Consider the following 19,044-nt stretch of genomic DNA (forward strand, 5'->3'; position numbering starts at 1 on the left):
AAGATCGGCAAGTACGATCATTGGCCCGGAGCCTCCGGGAAGGTTCGGCCGATGTAGGCGTCCAGCGACTCTGCCGGCGGTCTTACGTTCTCCGGTAGCGGCAAGCCATTGAGCGACTGCCAGTAAGCAATCGAGGCATCGCGCCACCAGCGCGCCTCGCGTTGCTGGATCGCCAGACTTTCCGTCACTGCGCGGTGGCGCTGCGGGTCGATGGCATCGAAAAGATCAGTCCACTCGCGCGCCATGGCGTCGACTTCGGAAACGCCTCGATCGTATTCATTCAACAGCTCTTCCCACAGCGACAAGCCGGATGGCCGCTCTGCAGTCCAGGGAACGTGGTGAAACCACAGCAGGAACCGCGGATCGATCGTGTCCGGATCGTCCCAACGGTTGGCGATCCTGTCTGCATATTGCGACAGCGCATCCGACCCGCTTGCAGTTCGGTCGAAACCGATGCCCTCCGCATCGGCGCGATGATAATAGCACGGGTTCCATTCCGGGCGCGGCAAGTCGCAGACCCATGGTGCCGGGCCGTAGTGGTGGCCCGTATCCATGAGATGCGCCAAGCCGAGCGGGGTCATGTAGCCGACCACGGCTTCGCGACTCCGCATCATCATTCGAACGATCTTTTCGATGGCCTCTGGCTCGCGCGTGAAGGTCTGGACGGTCCATTCACGTGCGATCTGTTCGCTCGGCAGTTCGGGGTCCCAAGCGAGGCGGCCGAAGGCGTACCAATTGGCCTGGTCGAAATGCGATCCGCTCCAGTTGCGATCCGAACCGGTGTTCGCCACGCCTGCCATTCCCGCAGGAAGGACCATTTCCGCAACGGTTCCGCCGCGACCGGTTCCATGGTCCAGCACTTCCTCCCACATGGGCGCGAGGAAGGCCGAATGGCTCGCGAAGCCGAGATATTCCTTCGTGATTTGCGCTTCGAACATCAGCTTTGTATTCGGCATCGCGCCGAACATCGGATGAAACGGCTCGCGCGGTTGGAAGTCGATCGGGCCGTTCTTCACCTGGACGATCACATTGTCGGCAAATTGCCCGTCAAGCGGTACGAATTCGCCATACGCCTGCTTGGCCCGGTCGGTTTCGTCTTCAGCGGAGTAAACGAAGGCGCGCCAGATCACCGTGCCCCGATTGCCAATGGCTTCGGCGAGCATATTGGCACCATCGGAATGGCTACGCCCATAGTCCTGCGGGCCGGGTTGCCCTTCGCTGTTCGCCTTGACGAGGAAGCCGCCGAAATCGGGAACGGCGGCGTAAAACTCGTCGGCCTTCGCCTGCCACCATGCCCGGACCTCCGGGTCGAGCGGATCGGCACTATCAAGCCCGCCGATATCCTTCGGCGCGCTGAACCGGACGGACACGTAGAGGCGAATGCCGTAAGGTCGCCACGCATCGGCCAACCGCTTGTATTTGGCGATGTACCGCGGTTCGAGCATGAAGGCGCGGGCATTGACGTTGTTGACCACCACGCCATTGATACCGAGCGAGGCATTGGCACGAGCATAATCGATCATTCGCTGGTCGAGCCGCTCGGGCAGATGCCACCAGTCGAAAATCGAGCGGCCGGCATAGCCGCGTTCGACATGCCCATCCGGATTGTCCCAGTGATTGAGCATGCGCAGCGGCATGGCCGGTTCCGAGGCAATGTCGATGCGGACCGGGTCCACCTCGAGCGACAGTTCACGTAGCAACGCGAAAACACCATAAAGACACGCCAGGTCGCTGCTTCCGCGAATGCGGATGTCCGCGCCGTCCGCGCGAACGGAATATCCAACATCGCCGTCACCGCGACTTTCGGGACAGTCGAGCTTCACGTATCCTTTGGCGCCGCTTCGCAACCGGGATGTCGAATTGCGGGAGAGCCGCGCCAGGCCGACACCCAGTTCGCGGCGAGCGGCTTCCATCGTCGCGCTCGCTTCCGCCGGACCGTCGGAGCTTATCACCGCGCCAGGCCCATGCAGGCCGGCGATACGGTCGAGCGCCTCGCCTTCCAGCGGTGCATATCGCAGCCACAAATCGTACCCGTCCTCGGCCTTGGCTGATGCGTCCGCCAGCAGGCACCCGAGTATCATCGCGATCAGCGTCGCAAGTCTGTTGACAAGCCTCTTTCCCCTCATCATGGTAGCGCTACCACAAAGTCGCGGGCGGTCAAGTCCCGCGCAGGGGAGAGGGACGATTAATGCGGAAATTCAAGCGCACGACGCTTACACTCGGTCTTTGCCTGACGGCGCTGGCACCAATTGCGATACCTGCTGCCTCGGCACAGGACGTCGCGGTCGAGCGGGCGATGGCCGACGCGCCTTACTGGGACGCATCGCTCCCGGTCGAACAGCGCGTCGAAGACCTGCTTTCGCGAATGACTCTGGACGAGAAAGTCGCTCAGCTCATCACCGTCTGGAACAGTAAGAACGAGATCCAGGGCGATGGCGATGTGTTCGATCCCGTAAAGGCGGCCGCACGCTATCCCGACGGGATCGGTCAGATCGCGCGTCCTTCCGATCGTCTCGGCCCCTCCAGTCCGCGCGAAGTGCCGCGCCGGAGCATCGAGGACAGCATCCAGTATGTGATCGATGCACAGCGTTGGGCGATGGAGAACACCCGTCTCGGCATTCCCGTTCTTTTCCATGAGGAGTCGCTTCACGGTTTCGCGGCGAAAGACGCAACGGCCTTTCCGCAATCCATTGGCCTGGCCAGCACCTGGGATCCCGATCTCGTCCGCGAGATCAACGACCTGATTGCTGGCGAGGTCCGCGCGCGCGGCGTCCATCTGGTCCTCTCCCCGGTTGTCGACGTCGCGCGCGATTCGCGCTGGGGCCGGATCGAAGAGACGTTCGGCGAGGATCCCTACCTTGTCGGCGAGATGGGTGTTGCCTCGGTAGAAGGGCTGACCGGCCCCGGCACCGACCGCAAGTTGCGCGACGGCCAGGTCATGGCCACCCTCAAGCACATGACCGGTCACGGCCAGCCGGAGAGCGGCACCAATGTGGGTCCGGCACAAATCAGCGAACGCACCTTGCGCGAAATGTTCTTCCCGCCGTTCGAGCAGGTTGTGTCCCGCACTGCCATCGACGCCGTCATGGCGAGCTATAACGAGATCGACGGCATTCCCTCACACTCCAATTCCTGGCTCCTCAATGACGTGCTGCGTGGCGAATGGGGTTACAGGGGCGCGGTCGTTTCCGACTATTACGCAATCGAGGACATGGCGCGGCTCCATCAGATCGTCCCCGATTACAAGGCTGCCGGCGAACTCGCCTTGGTCTCGGGCGTAGATGTCGACCTGCCGGAAGGAGATGGCTTCGAAAATCTGGCCGAAAGCGTTCGTGAAGGGCGAGTTTCGATGGAAGCGATCGACACTGCAACCCGCCGCTTCCTAACGATGAAATTCAACGCCGGTATTTTCGACAATCCCTGGCCGGATCTCGCGCTTGCCAAGACCTCCAACGGTCCGGAGGGTGTCGCCCTCGCCCTAAAGGCTGCCGAGAAATCCCTGGTTCTCCTCAAGAACGACGGTGTCCTTCCGCTTGACCTGCCGACTGGCGGGGCGAACAAACCAACGATCGCCGTGATCGGACCCAATGCGGACGTCGCCCGCCTTGGCGGATATTACGGCGAACCGCGCGCAAGCGTCACCCCGCTCGAAGGTATTCGGACTCTTGCAGGAGACCGCGCCAACATTGTTCATGCGCTTGGCGTCGAAATTACCAAGGGCGACGACGATTGGTGGGAAGACGAGGTCGAACTCGGCGATCCGGTCGAAAATCGCCGTCGTATCGCCGAAGCCGTTGAAGTTGCCCGCGACGCCGACACAATTCTCCTTTTTATCGGCGACACCGAAAAAACCAGCCGCGAAGGCTGGGCACCCGAGCATCTCGGCGATCGCACCAGCCTCGACCTGGTCGGGGAACAGAACGAGCTGTTCGAAGCGCTCAAGGCTCTCGGAAAGCCGATCGTCGCCGTCCTCGTGAATGGAAGGCCGCCGAGCTATCCGACCGTGGCCGAAGAGGCCGATGCCATCCTCGAGACGTGGTATGCCGGGGAGCAGCAAGGCACGGCTATTGCAAAGGCACTGTTCGGCGAGGTCAATCCGGGCGGCAAGATGCCGGTCACCACGGCGCGCAACGTCGGCCAGCTGCCCAATTTCTATAACTACAAGCCGAGCGCGCGGCGCGGCTACCTCTTCGACGAGGTGACGCCGCTCTATCCCTTCGGTTACGGTCTGTCGTACACGACGTTCGAGTTCGGAGAACCGGTCGCGTCTGCGTCCACGATTACCGCTGGCACACCCGTCACCGTGCGCGTGTCGGTCACGAACACCGGCGATATGGCTGGCGACGAGGTCGTGCAGGTCTATCTGCGCGACGAGATCAGCTCGGTCACACGGCCGGTCAAGGAACTTGCCGGCTTCCAGCGCATGACTCTACAGCCCGGCGAAACGCAGCAGGTCGATGTCACGATCGAACCGCGCGCTTTCATGCTGTGGAACCGCGACATGGAGCGCGTCATCGAGCCTGGCGAATTCACGCTCATGGTCGGCCCGAACTCGCAGGACCTTCAGGACGTGACTGTTACGGTGCAGCCGTGAGCGTCAGTCGCCGCTCGGCGCTGAAGCTTTTTGCCGGGGGTAGCCTGTCCGCGATCGCGGTAACGCAGGCCCCGATCGCTTTGGCGCAAACCGGGCCGCTCTATTGGGACGCGGCGGCACCGATCCCGGCCCGCGTGGCCGACCTGATGGCGCGCATGACGCTGGAGGAAAAGGTCGCGCAAATCCGCACCGCCTGGGCGGCGAAAGGCGACATGATCGACGATCTGGCATTCGTTCCGGAGCGCGCGAGTGCAGCCTTCCCGCACGGGATCGGGCACGTCACCCGGCCCAGCGACAAGCGCGGTGTGCCCGGGATCAGCGGAGCGGCGGGTGGCACCGCGGCTCGCTGGCGCACGCCCGAACAGACGGTCGAGTTCATCAATGCGCTTCAGCGTTGGGCGTTGGAGGACACGCGCCTCGGCATTCCAGTATTACTGCATGAGGAATCGCTCCACGGTTACATGGCGACCGAGGCGACCATGTTCCCGCAAGCAATTGCGCTCGCAGGGAGTTTCGATCTCGACCTGATGCGGCGGGTTCAGTCGACGACCGCGCGCGAGGTTCGCTCGCGCGGGGTACCCCTGGTCCTGAGCCCGGTTGTCGACATCGTCCGTGACCCGCGTTGGGGGCGGATCGAGGAGACCTGGGGCGAGGATCCCCATCTGGTCGGGGAAATGGGAGTAGCGGCCGTCGAGGGTCTGCAAGGCCAAGGCAAGTTCGAGAAGCTGGCCGACGGAAAGGTCTTCGCAACGCTCAAGCATATGACCGGCCACGGCCAGCCCGAAGCAGGCAACAATGTAGCTCCTGCCCAAATTTCGGAGCGTGACCTGCGGGAGAACTTCTTCCCCCCATTTCGCGAAATCGTCCGGCGTACGTCCATCCGCAGCGTCATGCCGAGCTATAACGAGATCGATGGTATTCCTAGCCACGCCAACATCTGGCTGCTGGGAGAGATTCTGCGCGGAGAATGGGGCTTCGATGGCGCAATCGTCAGCGACTACGGCGGCGTGCACGAACTGGCCACACTTCATGGTGTAGCCGACGATCTCGAGGACGCAGCGCGCCAAGCGCTGATTGCCGGGGTCGACAGCGAATTGCCCGAAGGCATGGCGTTTGCGACGCTGGTCGACGCGGTGAACGAAGGACGTGTCGAGCAATCGTTGGTCGATACGGCCTGCGCGCGGATGCTGACCCTGAAATTTCGCGCCGGCCTCTTCGAAAACCCCTATGGCGACGCGGCGCTCTCGCAACGCCTAACCGGCAATGCCGAAGCACGCGCCTTAGCGCTCGAGGCGGCGCGCAAAGGCGTCTGCCTCCTGACCAATAAAGGCGGCGCGTTGCCACTCGACCGCGCGAGGGTGGGCCGCGTTGCCGTAATCGGACCCAACCACGCGATCGCCCGGCTTGGCGGCTATTCGAGTGTCCCGAAGCAGACGATAAGCCTTATCGAAGGCTTGCGGCAGGTCGCACCCGAAGCGGACTTCGTTACCGCGCAGGGCGTGTTCATCACGACAAGCGAGGATCGTTCGCAAGACCTGGTCTATCTCGCCGATCGAGAGGAAAACCTGCGCCTGATCGAAGAGGCGGTCGAAGTCGCCAGCACCGCGGATACGATCATCCTTGCGATCGGGGATACCGAACAGACAAGCCGCGAAGGTTTCGCCACCAACCACCTTGGCGATCGCACCGATATCGACATCGTCGGCGAGCAGAACGAACTGGTCGATGCCCTGGCCGAACTCGGCAAGCCGCTGATCGTCGCTGCCTATAACGGGCGCCCGCCCAGCTGGCCCAATGTCGTCGAAAAGGCCGACGCGATCCTGGAATGCTGGTACCCGGGACAGGAGGGCGGTGTCGCAGTGGCCGAAGCGCTGCTCGGCGATATCAATCCGGGGGCAAAACTTCCGGTGACGGTCGTTCGCAACGAAGGACAGATACCCTACTTCTACAACCACAAGCCCAGTGCACGGCGGGGTTACCTGTTCGACAACAAGGGGCCGTTGTTTCCCTTCGGCCACGGGTTGTCCTACACCTCGTTCGTCATTTCCCCGCCCCGGGCGAGCGAGGCATCCTATTCGCTGAACGAAGCCATCCGGGTCGAAGTCGACGTCCGCAATACCGGCGAGCGGGCAGGCGACGAGGTGGTCCAGCTTTACATTACCCGAACCGATGTTTCGGTCACACGTCCCGTGCTCGAGCTCAAGGGTTTCGAGCGGGTGACGCTGCAGCCCGGTGAACAGCGGACTCTGACCTTCGCTATCGAGCCGGACCAGCTCACGATCTGGAATCGCGAGATGCAGGAAGTGAACGAGCCCGGCCCGGTCAAGCTATCGGTCGGCGCCAGTTCCGCCGAGCTTCAAGCCATCGATGTACAAATCGTCTAGGAGAGCAAAGAGAATGCCAAGCGACTTCCAAGTCTCGCGCCGCCAGGCCCTTGCGGGGCTGGCAGCACTTCCGCTGGTATCGTGTACCGGCGGGCTATCGGATGCAGCAACGGGCACGATGGACACCGCTTCTGCGGCTACGCGCTATCCCAAGCCGTCGCTGAATGCGCTGGCGCAGCGCGGCGGGCGATATTTCGGCAGCGCGATCGCATCCACGCCGGGACGTACCGACGCCGGATCGGTCCAGAACCCACACTATACCGATTTGATCAAAGCCGAATGCGGCATGGTTGTCCCTGAAAACGAGATGAAGTGGCAGACCGTCCGGCCGGATCCCGATACATTCGATTTCTCACGTATGGACGATATTGCTGCCTGGGCGCGGACGAACAAAATGGCCCTGCGCGGCCACACCCTCTTGTGGCACCGGCCGCAGTGGTTTCCGGAATGGCTCAACAACTACGACTATGGCGCAAATCCCGTCGCCGAGGCCGAACGCCTGGTCACGGAGCATATTCGGGCAGTGACCGACCGCTACCGCGGCGTCATCACCAGCTACGATGTCGTGAATGAGGCAATCGATCACGAACGCAACGCGCCGATCGAAACGAGTCTGTCACGCGCAATGGGAAGCCCCGAGGCAGTCATCGACCTGGCCTTCAGCGTGGCCCGGGAACAACTCCCCAACGGCCAGCTGGTCTACAATGACTACATGAGTTGGGAACCTGCCCACCGAGAGCACTGCGACGACGTCTTGCGCTTGCTGGAAGGGATGATGAAACGCGGCACCCCGGTCGATGCACTCGGCATCCAATCGCATATCGAGATGTTCGAGATCGACCCTGCGACCGGGGTTGGCCCTTATGCGGAGCGCGAGTGGCGCCGTTTCCTGGACGAAGTCACCGGCATGGGATTGCGGCTGCTCATCACGGAGTTCGACGTGAAGGACAAGGCACTGCCTGCCGACATCCCGGAGAGGGATCGCAAGATCGCCGATTATACGCGCCGCTATTTCGACGTGATGCTCGACTATGATGCACATCTCGACGACATCCTAGCCTGGGGCATGGTCGATAAATTCAACTGGCTGCAATATTTCGATCCGGCCGAGCGGACCGATGGGCTCGAAGTGAGGGGGACGCCTTACAGCTCCGATTATGAGGTCAAACCGATGCGGACGGCCATCGCTCAGGCGCTGATCGAGGCAGCCTAGGCCGCGGCTCAAACACCTGCAGGCAACGGGCCGTGTCACTTTCGCAGTGGCGCGGCCTTTTGCTATGCGAACGCCCGCGTCGCTGCGTTGGGTTCGAGACCTTCAGCCGAAGCACGACAACCGTCCGCGCTTGATGACTCCAACAAAAAAGGCCGCGCTACCAGGTTCGGTAGCGCGGCCCATTTCGAGAGGATCAATCGCGGGTGTTAGAAATTGCCGCGAATGATGAAGGAGAACCGGCGGTCGTTCATGAAGTAGGACCGCGGTGCCAGGTCGTCCGGATTACCCGTGTACGCCTGCGTGGTCTTCGTCACCTCGTTGAGCAGATTCACACCCTGGACGCCAACCCGAAGGTCGTCCGGGAGATCGAAAATGTCCTTGAGATTGATGAACAGCGAGGCGTCCAGCTGTCCCGTCGGCTCGTTGAAAATCGAGTAGTACGGGAAGATGACGTCCGAAGCCGTCAGCAGGAAGCGCGAACGCCAGTTGTAGGCCGCACGGAGCGAGATCGGCCCCTTCTCGTAGAAGCCCGCCACGTTCACATTGTGCTTCGACAGTTGCTCCAACGGCAAGTTGCCGGGTGGAATGGTAGAATCGGTCGGAACGTTGCCACCGTTCAGGAAGGTATTGGGCAGGCCCGAGCTGTCGATATAGGTATAGTTCGCCTGCATCCCCAATCCATCGAGCGGCGCCGGGAGGAACTCGTAGGTCTGCTGGTATGCAACTTCGAAGCCCTTGATCTTGCCGGTGCCATCGAAATTGGCAGGGCCGCGAATGGTAATATCGCGCGATTCCCCGCTGGCATTCGTGATCGTCTCCGTACGGACGGACTGGAAGAAGAAGTTTTCGACCGACTTATAGAAGCCGTTCAACGTCAGCGATCCGACCCTGGCGAAGTACCATTCCAGACTTGCATCGAACTGCCAGGCTGTCGCCGGAAGCAGATCGGGCGCACCCGCCGTTCCGGTGAAGTTGCCCGAATTGTCGATGCTGGCCGTGAAGTAGTTTCGGATATAGCTGTTCTCGGGGCGCGTCATCACCTTCGATCCGGCAAGGCGCAGGATCAAATCATCGGTAATCCCGAACCGCAGGTTGGCGCTGGGCAACCAGTAGTCGTATTCGTTGTTGACCTGGTTGAAGATGAACACGCCATCCGCGAAGTTCTGCAAGCCTTCGTAGAATTCCCGGCCGCGGTTACAGATACCGCCAGGTATGGCGGTACCGCCGCCAGCGGCAGCCGGTCGCTCCCGCGGGGCGCAACGGACGTCGAAGTCTTGGGCAATACCGAGGCCGTCCCGCGTGCCTGCGGTGCGGAAGGTCGCCGACTTGATGTCCGATTTTACGTAGCGCACACCCACATTGCCCGACATCCGGAGATTTCCGAACAGGTTGTCGCTGCCAAACTCGAGCATGAGGTAGGCTGCGTAATCGTCCTGCTTAACCGTCTGGATGTCGGAGGGCAAATAGGGCGTACCGTCGATTGCGCCGTCACGGCCTGCCAGCGGATTCCACGTCGGGGCGGCGCCGAGTTCGATCGCCTGGTCCTGAACCGATCGCAAGAAGTCGACTGAACCTTGATAATCGTCGATCAGGTCGCCGCTGTAGTAGAAGGCACCAGGAGGGCCGGGGACTTCCCCGCGGAAGAAGTTCGGAAATTCGTATCGTTCCGAAGCACCTTCCGGCGTATCCGCGAAATTGACAGGGCGACTACCGGACCAGGTCTCGCTGAGCATGCCCCAGTTATAGGTCGTGTAGCGAACCGTCTGGTCGCGGGTCTGGAAACGTCCGCCGAAACGTGCCCGACGAATGAAAGAATCTTCGTCGAAATCATACGCCCAATCGTTTGCAAAGGCGAACTGGTCGCCTTCGCTATCTTCGGCGTGGTCCATCGCGGCACGCCAGAACTGGAAGCGCGGATCGCTGAAATATTGCGCATCGTCCGCATTCGCCAAGGCTTCCGACGGCGCCGACCAGGTGTAGCCGAGGAATTGGGGACGATGGGGTATGATGACCGGATAGTCTCCGGTCAGATCCAGCTCCTGATCGGCGAAATTCGACCCGAATACGCTGAAATCAAGATTCTCCTTGCGCGATGTCGCATACTGCGCGTCGAGCCTGACCTGCAGCCGATCGGTCAGTTGATGTTCGAGGTTGAGGCTGTAGTCTTCATTTGTCGTCTCATCGAGCACCTGACGACGGGCAAGTGAAAATTGCGAACCGCCGATTGGAACAAAGGGCGACGTGCCGGGATCACCGCGCCAACCATTCGAAGCGTCGACGATGTAACCCGACTGGAACAGGCCGTTCTCATCGTAAACGTAGTCGGTGAAACCACCGACAGGGCACTGGGCTCGCGGCGGCGTCTCATCGTTCGGATCGATCACGCCATTGCTGTCGATCACGTTCGGGCCGTTGGCATTCTGCTGACAACCGATCGGATAGGTCGAATATTCGGAAAGATCGGGAGCCGTTTCGTAAGTGTATTCGCCCCAGCGGTTGGTGGTGTGCGACCGGATGAATTCTGCTGTCACCCGCGTCCGCTCGTCGAGGCTTTCCCACTGGGCTGCAGCACTGATACCGTCGCGCTTGCGATTGAATTCCTGGGTGCGGAACTGCCCGCCGACCGGCGCAACGCGATAATCGGCGTAATCGGCGAAACCATCGGCACCCGCAGCGCCTTCCGTGCCGCAGGTTGAATTTGGCGGGGGCAACGTAGTGGTGTCGGTACCCGACGGTAGTGGATTGCGACAAACGAACCGGTCGGCGGTATTGGCAATCGCCACCAGTTGGCCATCGCGCGTCTGATAGTTCGCAATCTGCAAACCATCGGCGCGGCTTTTGATCTGCGAATAGGCACCGCTTATCAGCAGGCCGAAGCGACCTGCATCGGTAGTCCAGGATTTGCTCAGCAAACCCGAGAACGTCGGCGTCCATTCCTTGCGGAAATCGCCGTAATTGGCTTCCGCACTCAGGGCGATCTTGAGGTCGTCCGAATTGCTGTCGAACGGCTTGCGCGTATTGAGATTGACCGTCCCCGCGAGTCCGCCTTCGATCATGTTAGCGGTCGCGTTCTTGCTGATGATGACCGAGCCGAGCAGCTCCGAAGGGACATCGGCGAAGTTCAGCGCCTGACCGCCGACCCCGGCGGCGAACGCCGTGCGGCCATTGAACTCCGAACGAACGAAGTTGAGGCCACGAACGACAACGCCCGAACCCTCGACGGAGAAGTGATCGGGGTCGTTCGAACCCGCGAATCGGTTGATTGCGACACCGGGGACGCGCTGCAGCGCCTCGGTGACGGAACGGTCCGGCAGGGCGCCGATATCTTCGGCGGTGATCGCATCGACGACCGTATCGGCATCGCGCTTGATATCCTGCGCATTGGCAAGCGACTGCCGGATGCCGGAAACGACAATCACATTGTCTTCGACCGGCTCAGCCTCTTCTTCGATGTCCTGCGCAAAAGCCGCCGAACTGCAAATCAGACTGCTCACCACAAGAGCCGAAGCCCCGGTCCGCAAAAACGATTTTCTGAGTACGCCTCGTCCGTCTGCACGCGCACCGCGGCTGGACATCGCCTTGGCCATAAGACCATCCCTCCCATGTTAGCGCTACCACTATATTGCGGCAGCTTGCTTTTCCTCGACCAATTTAGTTATCGGGATGTGTCGGGCTTGGCAAGAGGGTAGATGGGCTGATTGCCGAAATACTGTGGCAAATTGCCAACAACTCCGAGACGCGATAGGACTGACACCCCATGGGACAGGTGAATGGTATCGGTAACGTAAACCGGATCGAACGAGTCGTAATCGTGGGTGGCGGCACCGCCGGCTGGATGGCTGCTGCGGCGCTGGCACGCTTCTTCAACGATGGGCGGCGCAGGATCGCGCTGGTCGAATCCGATGCGATCGGGACCGTCGGAGTTGGCGAGGCGACCATCCCGCCGATCGCAAATTTCAACGCGATGCTGGACATTCGCGAAGATGAATTTCTGCGCGCGACGCGCGGCACCTACAAGCTCGGCATCGAGTTCGTGAACTGGGGCAGGCAAGGCGACCGCTATTTCCACCCCTTCGGCAGCTACGGCCAATCCTTTCACGGTATCGCCTTCCATCAACTGTTCCTGCGCGAACAGACACGAGGTGCAAGGTCGGGCGCGATCGGCGATTATTCGATGAGCACCGCGGCCGCCAAGGCGGGAAAGTTCGCGCGACCCGCGCCGGGGGCGAAATCGGTCGTCAACCAGATCGCCTATGCCTACCATTTCGATGCCGGTCTCTATGCGGCGTTCCTGCGCAAAATGGCTGAACAGCGAGGTGTAAGGCGCATCGAGGGCAAGATCGAGACCGTCGAACGCCATGGAGAATCCGGCGATGTCCAAGCTGTCGTCCTTGAGAACGATACAAGAATAGAAGGCGACCTGTTCATCGACTGTTCCGGCTTCCGTGGCCTTCTGATCGAAGACACCCTTGAAGCCGGCTATGAAGACTGGAGCCACTGGTTGCCGATGGACCGCGCCATTGCAGTCCCGTCGCGGAATGTAGGAACACCGGCCCCCTTCACGCGCTCGACCGCGCATGGCGCCGGGTGGCAATGGCGCATCCCGCTCCAACACCGAACCGGTAACGGTCACGTGTTTTCCAGCGGCTATATGCAAGAGGACGAGGCGCGGGAGATTCTCATGGCGAACCTGGACGGCGAACCTCTGGCCGAACCGCGAACCCTGCGCTTTTGCACCGGAATGCGAAAGAAAGCCTGGAGCCACAATGTCGTCTCGCTCGGCTTGTCGTCGGGGTTCATCGAGCCACTCGAATCGACCAGCATTCATCTCATTCAAAACGGTATCGCGCGGCTGTTCGCGCTCTTCCCCGACAACCCGGTCAGCCCCATCGAGCGCGACGAATACAATCGCGGCATGCGCGAGCTCTACGAAGACGTGCGCGACTTCATCATTCTGCACTACAAGGCCACGCAACGCGGCGACACCGAATTCTGGCGATACGTGCGCGATATGGAAGTACCGGCAAGCCTGGCACGGAAGATTGATCTTTGGCGATTGCATGGCCGCGTTTTCCGCGAGAATGCCGAATTGTTCGTCGCCGATAGCTGGATCGCTGTGATGCTGGGCCAGAACATCTGGCCGGAAAGCTACGACGCGATTGCCGATTCGCTCGATCCCGACCGCGTCGCGGCAGCGATGCAGCAAATGCGTGCCGCCTATCGCGAAACGGCGGAAAAGCTGCCAGCGCATGAAGCCTTTATTCGCCAATCGAACGGGTGGCATGTTGACGAACCACTTGCCGCGCCCCTGTCGAGCATTGCCTCGTGACTGCCGACCCGGTCACGAAGGTCGTCATTGTCGGCGGCGGGTCCTCCGGCTGGATGGCCGCGGCCGCGCTTTCCCGTGTTATAGGGAAGCTACCCGGATTCTCGATTACTCTCGTGGAGAGCGAGGCGATCGGCACGGTTGGCGTCGGCGAGGCGACAATCCCGCAAATTATCGGTTTCAACCGCATGCTCGGCCTCGACGAGATGCAGTTCATGCGGGAAACCCGCGCGACGTATAAATTGGGGATCGAGTTCGTAGATTGGCTTCGGCCGGGGCACTCCTATGTCCATCCCTTCGGAACCTACGGCCTCGACATGCTGGGTATCGAATTCCAGCACTTCTGGATCCGCGGTAACGAGCTCGGTGACACAACGCCGGTCGACGCCTATTCGATAGCTGCAATGGCCGGGAAGGCCGGCAAGTTCGACTGGCCGCGACCCGACACCAAATCCCCGATGGCGAAGCTTGCCTACGCCTTCCAGTTCGATGCCGCCCGCTATGCGAGCTTCCTGCGCAGTTTGGCGGAGGGCAGCGGCGTTGAGCGCATCGAGGGCCGCGTGGTCGAAGTGCATCAAAACGGCGAGACGGGCTTCGTAACCGGCGTTTCTCTCGACCATGGCACAAAGGTCGAGGGCGAACTGTTTATCGACTGCTCGGGGTTTCGCTCGCTTTTGCTGGGGCAAACGCTCGACGTCCCCTTTAAAGACTGGTCGCGCTGGCTTCCATGCGACAGTGCCGTCGCGGTGCCCTGTTCCCTCGGCGGCCGAAACGAGCCTCTGACCCGATCCACAGCGCGCGCTGCAGGATGGCAATGGCGCATTCCGCTCCAGCACCGGCTGGGCAACGGCCATGTCTTCGCTTCCGAACATATGGATCGCGCAGAGGCCACCAATCTTCTGCTGGCCAACCTCGATGGAGAACCCCTGGCCGAGCCGAACCAGCTTAGCTTCAAGGCAGGTCACCGCGCGCGCGCGTGGGAGAAGAACGTCGTCGCGCTTGGCCTTGCGGCAGGATTTCTCGAGCCACTGGAATCGACATCGATCCATCTGGTTCAGTCGGGGATTGCCCGGCTGTTATCGCTGTTTCCCGACAAGAGCTTCTGCGAAGTCGAGATCGCGCGGTTCAATGCGGAAACCGATCGCGAATATGCCGATATCCGCGACTTCCTCGTCCTCCATTACAGCGCCACGGAGCGCGATGACTCGGAGTTCTGGCGCTATTGCCGCAACCTCGATGCACCCGACGGTCTACGCGAAAAGATCGAGATGTTCCGCAGCTCGGGCCGTATTTTCCGCGAAAACAACGAGCTTTTCACCGAGGCCAGCTGGCTTGCCGTCATGCTGGGACAGGGCATTCTGCCGCAAAGTCACCATCCCGTCGCCCGTGTGCTGGACGACGAAGAAACACTGACTCGGCTTGCGCATATACGCGGCGTAATCGCACAAACGACGCAGCAATTGCCGACACAGGACCAATTCCTGCAGCAGCATGGTGGGGTGATGCCAGCCGAAGAACGCCGTATCGCATGACCGAACTGCCAGCGCCCGCGCCGATCCCCGAGATCGAAGCGCCAGTCACTCGCGAAGCTTTCGAAGAGATCCGCTCGGCAACACGCCCCGTGATTTTGCGCGGGCTGGTCGGGTCATGGCCCGCAGTCGAGGCGGCGCGGCGAAGTGACGAGGCCATCTGCCAGTATTTGATCGATCGCTCCGCCAGTCGGCCTGTCGATGCGATCGCGGCACCGCCGAGAGCCGGAGGACGCTTTTTCTACACCGACGACCTGCGGTCGCTCAACTTCGTCAAGGCGAGCGGGCCCTTACCAGCATTTCTCGGCGATCTCTTGAAAGCGAAAACGATCGATGCACCGCCCGCAATGGCCGTGCAGTCGGAGAGTGTAGAGACACTTGCCCCGCCTTTCGCGCGGGAGAACGTGCTCGCGCTTCTCCCCGATGTCGCGCCGCGCATCTGGATCGGCAACCGCATCCGCGTCGCGCCGCATTACGATGCGAAGGAGAATGTCGCCTGTTGCGTAGCGGGGCGGCGGCGCTTTACCCTGTTTCCCCCGCAGCGAACCGCGGATCTTTATCCGGGCCCCTTCGAACTGACGCCTGCCGGGACGCCGGTGAGCATGGTCGATCTCGCCGAACCGGATTTCGAAGAGTTTCCACGCTTTGCCGATGCCTGGAGCGAGGCGGAGGTCGCGACGCTCGAGCCGGGCGATGCGATATACATCCCCTATGGCTGGTGGCACGGCGTCGAATCGCTCGAGCCGGTGAGCATTCTCGTCAATTACTGGTGGGCGCCAAGAAAGCCGGAGGGGGTCGGCAGCCCCTACGATGCGCTGCTTCATGCTATGCTATCCTTCAAGCATTTGCCGGAGGACCAGCGCGCTGTGTGGCGCGAGATGCTGGACTATTATGTTTTCGAGCGATCCGGCGATCCTGCAGCCCATTTGCCCGCTCAGGCAAAAGGCATTCTCGGTCCGCCAAATCCGGAACTCTTCGCTCAGATGCGCGGGCTTATCCGGCGGGCGCTGGGGACTGCTGGCTGACCGAAGCGAGCCATTGTGCATAGGGCGGCGCAAAATCGATTGCCGCTTGCGCCCGAGCAGCGAAATCGCGGTGGGCTTGCTCTTCTGCGGCGGCATCAGCGTTATGCGCCGCAGGCGGGAGACCGGGCGTGAAACCGAGCGCGACAAGCAGCGCGAAACGCTCCTGCGCCAACAGCGGGTCTTCTTCGCGGAACGGGATGCGACCGCGACGCCGGAACTGATCGAGCTCGTCCGCCACACGGCCCGGCAGCGGTCGCTTGCCGAAAATCGTCTGGGCGCGCCTCGCGGCGAAATGAATTGCCAGCGTTTCGTGCACCGCCTCCATCATCATGATCGACCGGCGGTTGTACTCGTCACGTTCGAGGGGTTCGATATGCTTACCGGGCAGCATTTCCAGCAACAACTCGATTTGGCGGTGCGCCAGGTCGAGATGATAGGGACCGACAGGTTCGAAGCGCGCACTGGCATCGCCGATCGCGATCACGTTGCCGAGCCAGGGCTCGGCAATTCTCCCGGAACTCAGATTGATCGCAGCCAGTGCCGGCGCACCAAGTGTCGCTAGCGCCGCGTCGCGATCCACGCCCTCGCCAGTTCCCAGCATCGTATGGAGACCGTCGCGGCCCGCAACTTGCGTCACCCAACCCGTGTCCACCAGCGACACACGGTCTTCGAGAGCAATTACTGCATCAATAGGCCGTCCGACATACACCATGCGTGTCGGCAAAGTGTCCGACCAATCGATCAGGGCAAAATCGGGATGCGAGGCGGACAGGGTGGCGGCCGGTCCGCTGCAATCCACGAATAGATCCGCTTCGACCCGCCCCTGACCGGCCAGCCGGATCGCCGCGATCGATGCGCCCTCGCCGATCTCGACAGCCTCGATCTGACCTTCGATGTAGTCGACGCCCAATGCCTGCGCACGCTCGATCAGCAGGTCGCGATAGGCGGCCGGGTTCCAACGCAGCGCATAATCGACCTCCGAAAGCGGCGTCTGCTGGTCGGGCGGCGGAGGTGCGAAGCGGCCTGCCTCGGCCAGCATTTGCGCGATGGAACCTTGCCGGCGATCGTTGCTTCCCAGTTGCCGCGTTCCGCCCCATTCGCGCGCGAAGGCGGTCTTGAGCGTCGGGTCGAGAGTCTCGCCATAGGAGAAGAGGCCCTCTTCGCCCGCGGCGCTCCATCCCTGAAACCGCGTAACCAGCCGATAGCTGCCACCTGCCTTCAGGACTATCTCGCTCTCCTCCAGGCCCAGCCGCTCATGCATCGAGGTGGAATTCGGCAGGGACGTCGGCGCGAAATCCGCGAAGGAAGCGGGATTCGGCTGCTGCCCCACGAGCACGACCTGACTGACCGGCATGGCCTGGCGCAGCGCGGCGGCGGCAAGGACGCCGACCTGCCCACCGCCGACGACGACGATGCGGCGACACGGGTTGCGCGGCGCGCTCATGCCGCGTCCGCGATGCGAGCGGCCTCTCCGCGCAAATACTCGCGATGGTTCGGCATGGCCCCGACCTCCCGCAAGACTGCTTCGCGAAGCCGCTCCGTCGCCTGCGCAAGCTGTTGCGGATTGCCGAGCGCAGGCCGCGTATCGTGCCGTTCCGGCAGCATCCCCTGCCCGACATAGACCGCAATCCAGCTGGCATCGTAAAACAGCCCGTCAGAATATTTCTCGATCCGGGCCGCCTTGCGCCACAGTTCCAGCTTATCGGCGAGGCTGTCGGGCACGGTCATCGTGCGCACGTGGTTCCAGAATTCGGAATCGTCGCGCGTGGTCGCATGGTAGTGCAGGATCAGGAAATCGCGCACGCGATCGTATTCCATGTCGACCAGACGGTTGAACTCCGCCCGGTCGCGCGGGTCGATCGCGCCGTCCTGCGGGAACAGTTCGATCAGGTAGGTGATCGCCATCTGCGCTAAGTAGATAGAGGTCGATTCGAGCGGTTCGAGGAATCCGCTCGCCAGGCCCACGCCGATGACGTTGTGGCTCCATGAATTGCGCCGACGACCGGGGCGAAAACGCAGTATGCGCGGATCGGCCAAGGGCTTTCCTTCGGCCGCCCCGACTATCGCCTCGCAAGCGTCCTCTTCGGAGATATGCGCGCTGGAGAAGACATAGCCATTGCCCATGCGGTGCTGTAGTGGGATCTGCCAGCGCCACCCGGCCGGCATGGCAGTCGCCGTGGTATAGGGTCGGATGTCATCGGTAACATGGCTGCATGGCATTGCCGCCGCGCGGTCGCAGGGCAGCCAATGGGTCCAGTCCTCCCAGTCTTCCTTCAGTTCCTGCCCCAGCAGGAGCGAGCGGAAGCCCGAGCAGTCCACGAACAGGTCGCCTTCCATCCGGCGGCCATCTTCGAGGACCAATGCGGTTACATCGCCATCCGCGCTATCGCGGTCGACCGATGTCACCTTGCCTTCGTGACGCTCTACCCCGATCGACAGGCCGAATTCGCGCATGAACGGGCCGAATAGCGTCGCGTCGAACTGGTAGGCATAGCCATAGGTCGATGCCAGACTGGTATCTTGCGCGGGCGGGCGAAACCGGTTCGCCTGCGCGGCAGCCACGGCGAGCGAATAGTCGCCCAGTGGGCGGGCAAGGCCCTGCCGCTGCAATTCGAGCCAATAGTGATGGAAACCGACCCCTCTCAGCTCTTCGCCGAAGGAACCGAAGGGATGGATATAGCTCTCGCCGATACGCCCGAAATCGCGGAAGTCGATGCCCAGCTTGTAAGTCGCATGGGTGGCCTTCATGAAAGCCGCTTCGTCGATGCCGAGCGTTTCGACGAAGCCGCGAATGTGCGGCAGCGTGGCCTCCCCCACGCCGACGATGCCGATGTCTTCGCTCTCGACGAGCGCGACATCGGCAAGATCAGGCAGCAGTCTTGCGATGCCCGCCGCCGTCATCCAGCCCGCCGTGCCGCCGCCGAGAACGACAACGCGGACTTTCCTGCGGCCTGCGGGCATTTTTTCGCTCAT

General features: G+C 61.7%; 10 protein-coding genes. 6 read left to right on the forward strand and 4 right to left on the reverse strand.

The features are described from left to right. Positions 1-17 precede the first annotated feature (17 nt). Complete coding sequence (locus tag ACSH0F_RS01320) at positions 18-2,081, reverse strand: alpha-glucuronidase (protein ID WP_435199162.1); 2,064 nt, start codon at positions 2,079-2,081, stop codon at positions 18-20. A 107-nt stretch (positions 2,082-2,188) separates the two neighbouring features. Between ACSH0F_RS01320 and ACSH0F_RS01325 the strand changes: the two genes are divergently transcribed. From ACSH0F_RS01325 to ACSH0F_RS01335, 3 genes are read left to right on the forward strand one after another with little or no spacing between them, the layout of a single operon-like run. Beyond that, positions 2,189-4,594 carry a glycoside hydrolase family 3 N-terminal domain-containing protein gene (locus tag ACSH0F_RS01325; protein WP_435199164.1) on the forward strand — a complete coding sequence of 802 codons (2,406 nt, stop codon included), beginning with the start codon at positions 2,189-2,191 and terminating at the stop codon, positions 4,592-4,594. Then, positions 4,591-6,978, forward strand: coding sequence for a glycoside hydrolase family 3 N-terminal domain-containing protein (locus ACSH0F_RS01330; protein ID WP_435199166.1), 2,388 nt, complete (start codon positions 4,591-4,593; stop codon positions 6,976-6,978). The genes ACSH0F_RS01325 and ACSH0F_RS01330 overlap by 4 nt, the downstream gene beginning before the upstream one ends. A 13-nt stretch (positions 6,979-6,991) precedes the next feature. Further along, positions 6,992-8,191, forward strand: coding sequence for an endo-1,4-beta-xylanase (locus ACSH0F_RS01335; protein WP_435199168.1), 1,200 nt, complete (start codon positions 6,992-6,994; stop codon positions 8,189-8,191). Between the two features lie 206 nt (positions 8,192-8,397). Here ACSH0F_RS01335 and ACSH0F_RS01340 read toward each other — a convergent pair whose 3' ends face one another. After that, on the reverse strand, positions 8,398-11,685 hold the full coding sequence (locus ACSH0F_RS01340) for a TonB-dependent receptor (RefSeq protein WP_435199170.1): 3,288 nt from the start codon (positions 11,683-11,685) through the stop codon (positions 8,398-8,400). A gap of 263 nt (positions 11,686-11,948) precedes the next feature. Between ACSH0F_RS01340 and ACSH0F_RS01345 the strand changes: the two genes are divergently transcribed. From ACSH0F_RS01345 to ACSH0F_RS01355, 3 genes are read left to right on the forward strand one after another with little or no spacing between them, the layout of a single operon-like run. After that, positions 11,949-13,520 (forward strand): tryptophan halogenase family protein, encoded by a 1,572-nt coding sequence (locus ACSH0F_RS01345; protein ID WP_435199172.1) that lies wholly within the window; start codon positions 11,949-11,951, stop codon positions 13,518-13,520. Then, positions 13,517-15,049, forward strand: a complete 1,533-nt coding sequence (locus ACSH0F_RS01350) for a tryptophan halogenase family protein (RefSeq protein ID WP_435199174.1) — start codon at positions 13,517-13,519, stop codon at positions 15,047-15,049. The genes ACSH0F_RS01345 and ACSH0F_RS01350 overlap by 4 nt, the downstream gene beginning before the upstream one ends. Then, positions 15,046-16,071, forward strand: a complete 1,026-nt coding sequence (locus tag ACSH0F_RS01355) for a cupin-like domain-containing protein (protein ID WP_435199176.1) — start codon at positions 15,046-15,048, stop codon at positions 16,069-16,071. The genes ACSH0F_RS01350 and ACSH0F_RS01355 overlap by 4 nt, the downstream gene beginning before the upstream one ends. On the opposite strand, the gene ACSH0F_RS01360 is transcribed toward ACSH0F_RS01355, so the two are convergent. Further along, a complete protein-coding gene (locus ACSH0F_RS01360) occupies positions 16,040-17,515 on the reverse strand; it encodes an FAD-dependent oxidoreductase (protein WP_435199178.1) in 1,476 nt (491 codons plus the stop codon). The genes ACSH0F_RS01355 and ACSH0F_RS01360 overlap by 32 nt on opposite strands. Further along, positions 17,512-19,044 (reverse strand): tryptophan halogenase family protein, encoded by a 1,533-nt coding sequence (locus ACSH0F_RS01365; protein WP_435199180.1) that lies wholly within the window; start codon positions 19,042-19,044, stop codon positions 17,512-17,514. Before ACSH0F_RS01365 ends, ACSH0F_RS01360 begins: the two co-directional genes overlap by 4 nt.

It is taken from the genome of Qipengyuania sp. 902 (assembly GCF_051195295.1).
Lineage (GTDB): Bacteria > Pseudomonadota > Alphaproteobacteria > Sphingomonadales > Sphingomonadaceae > Qipengyuania.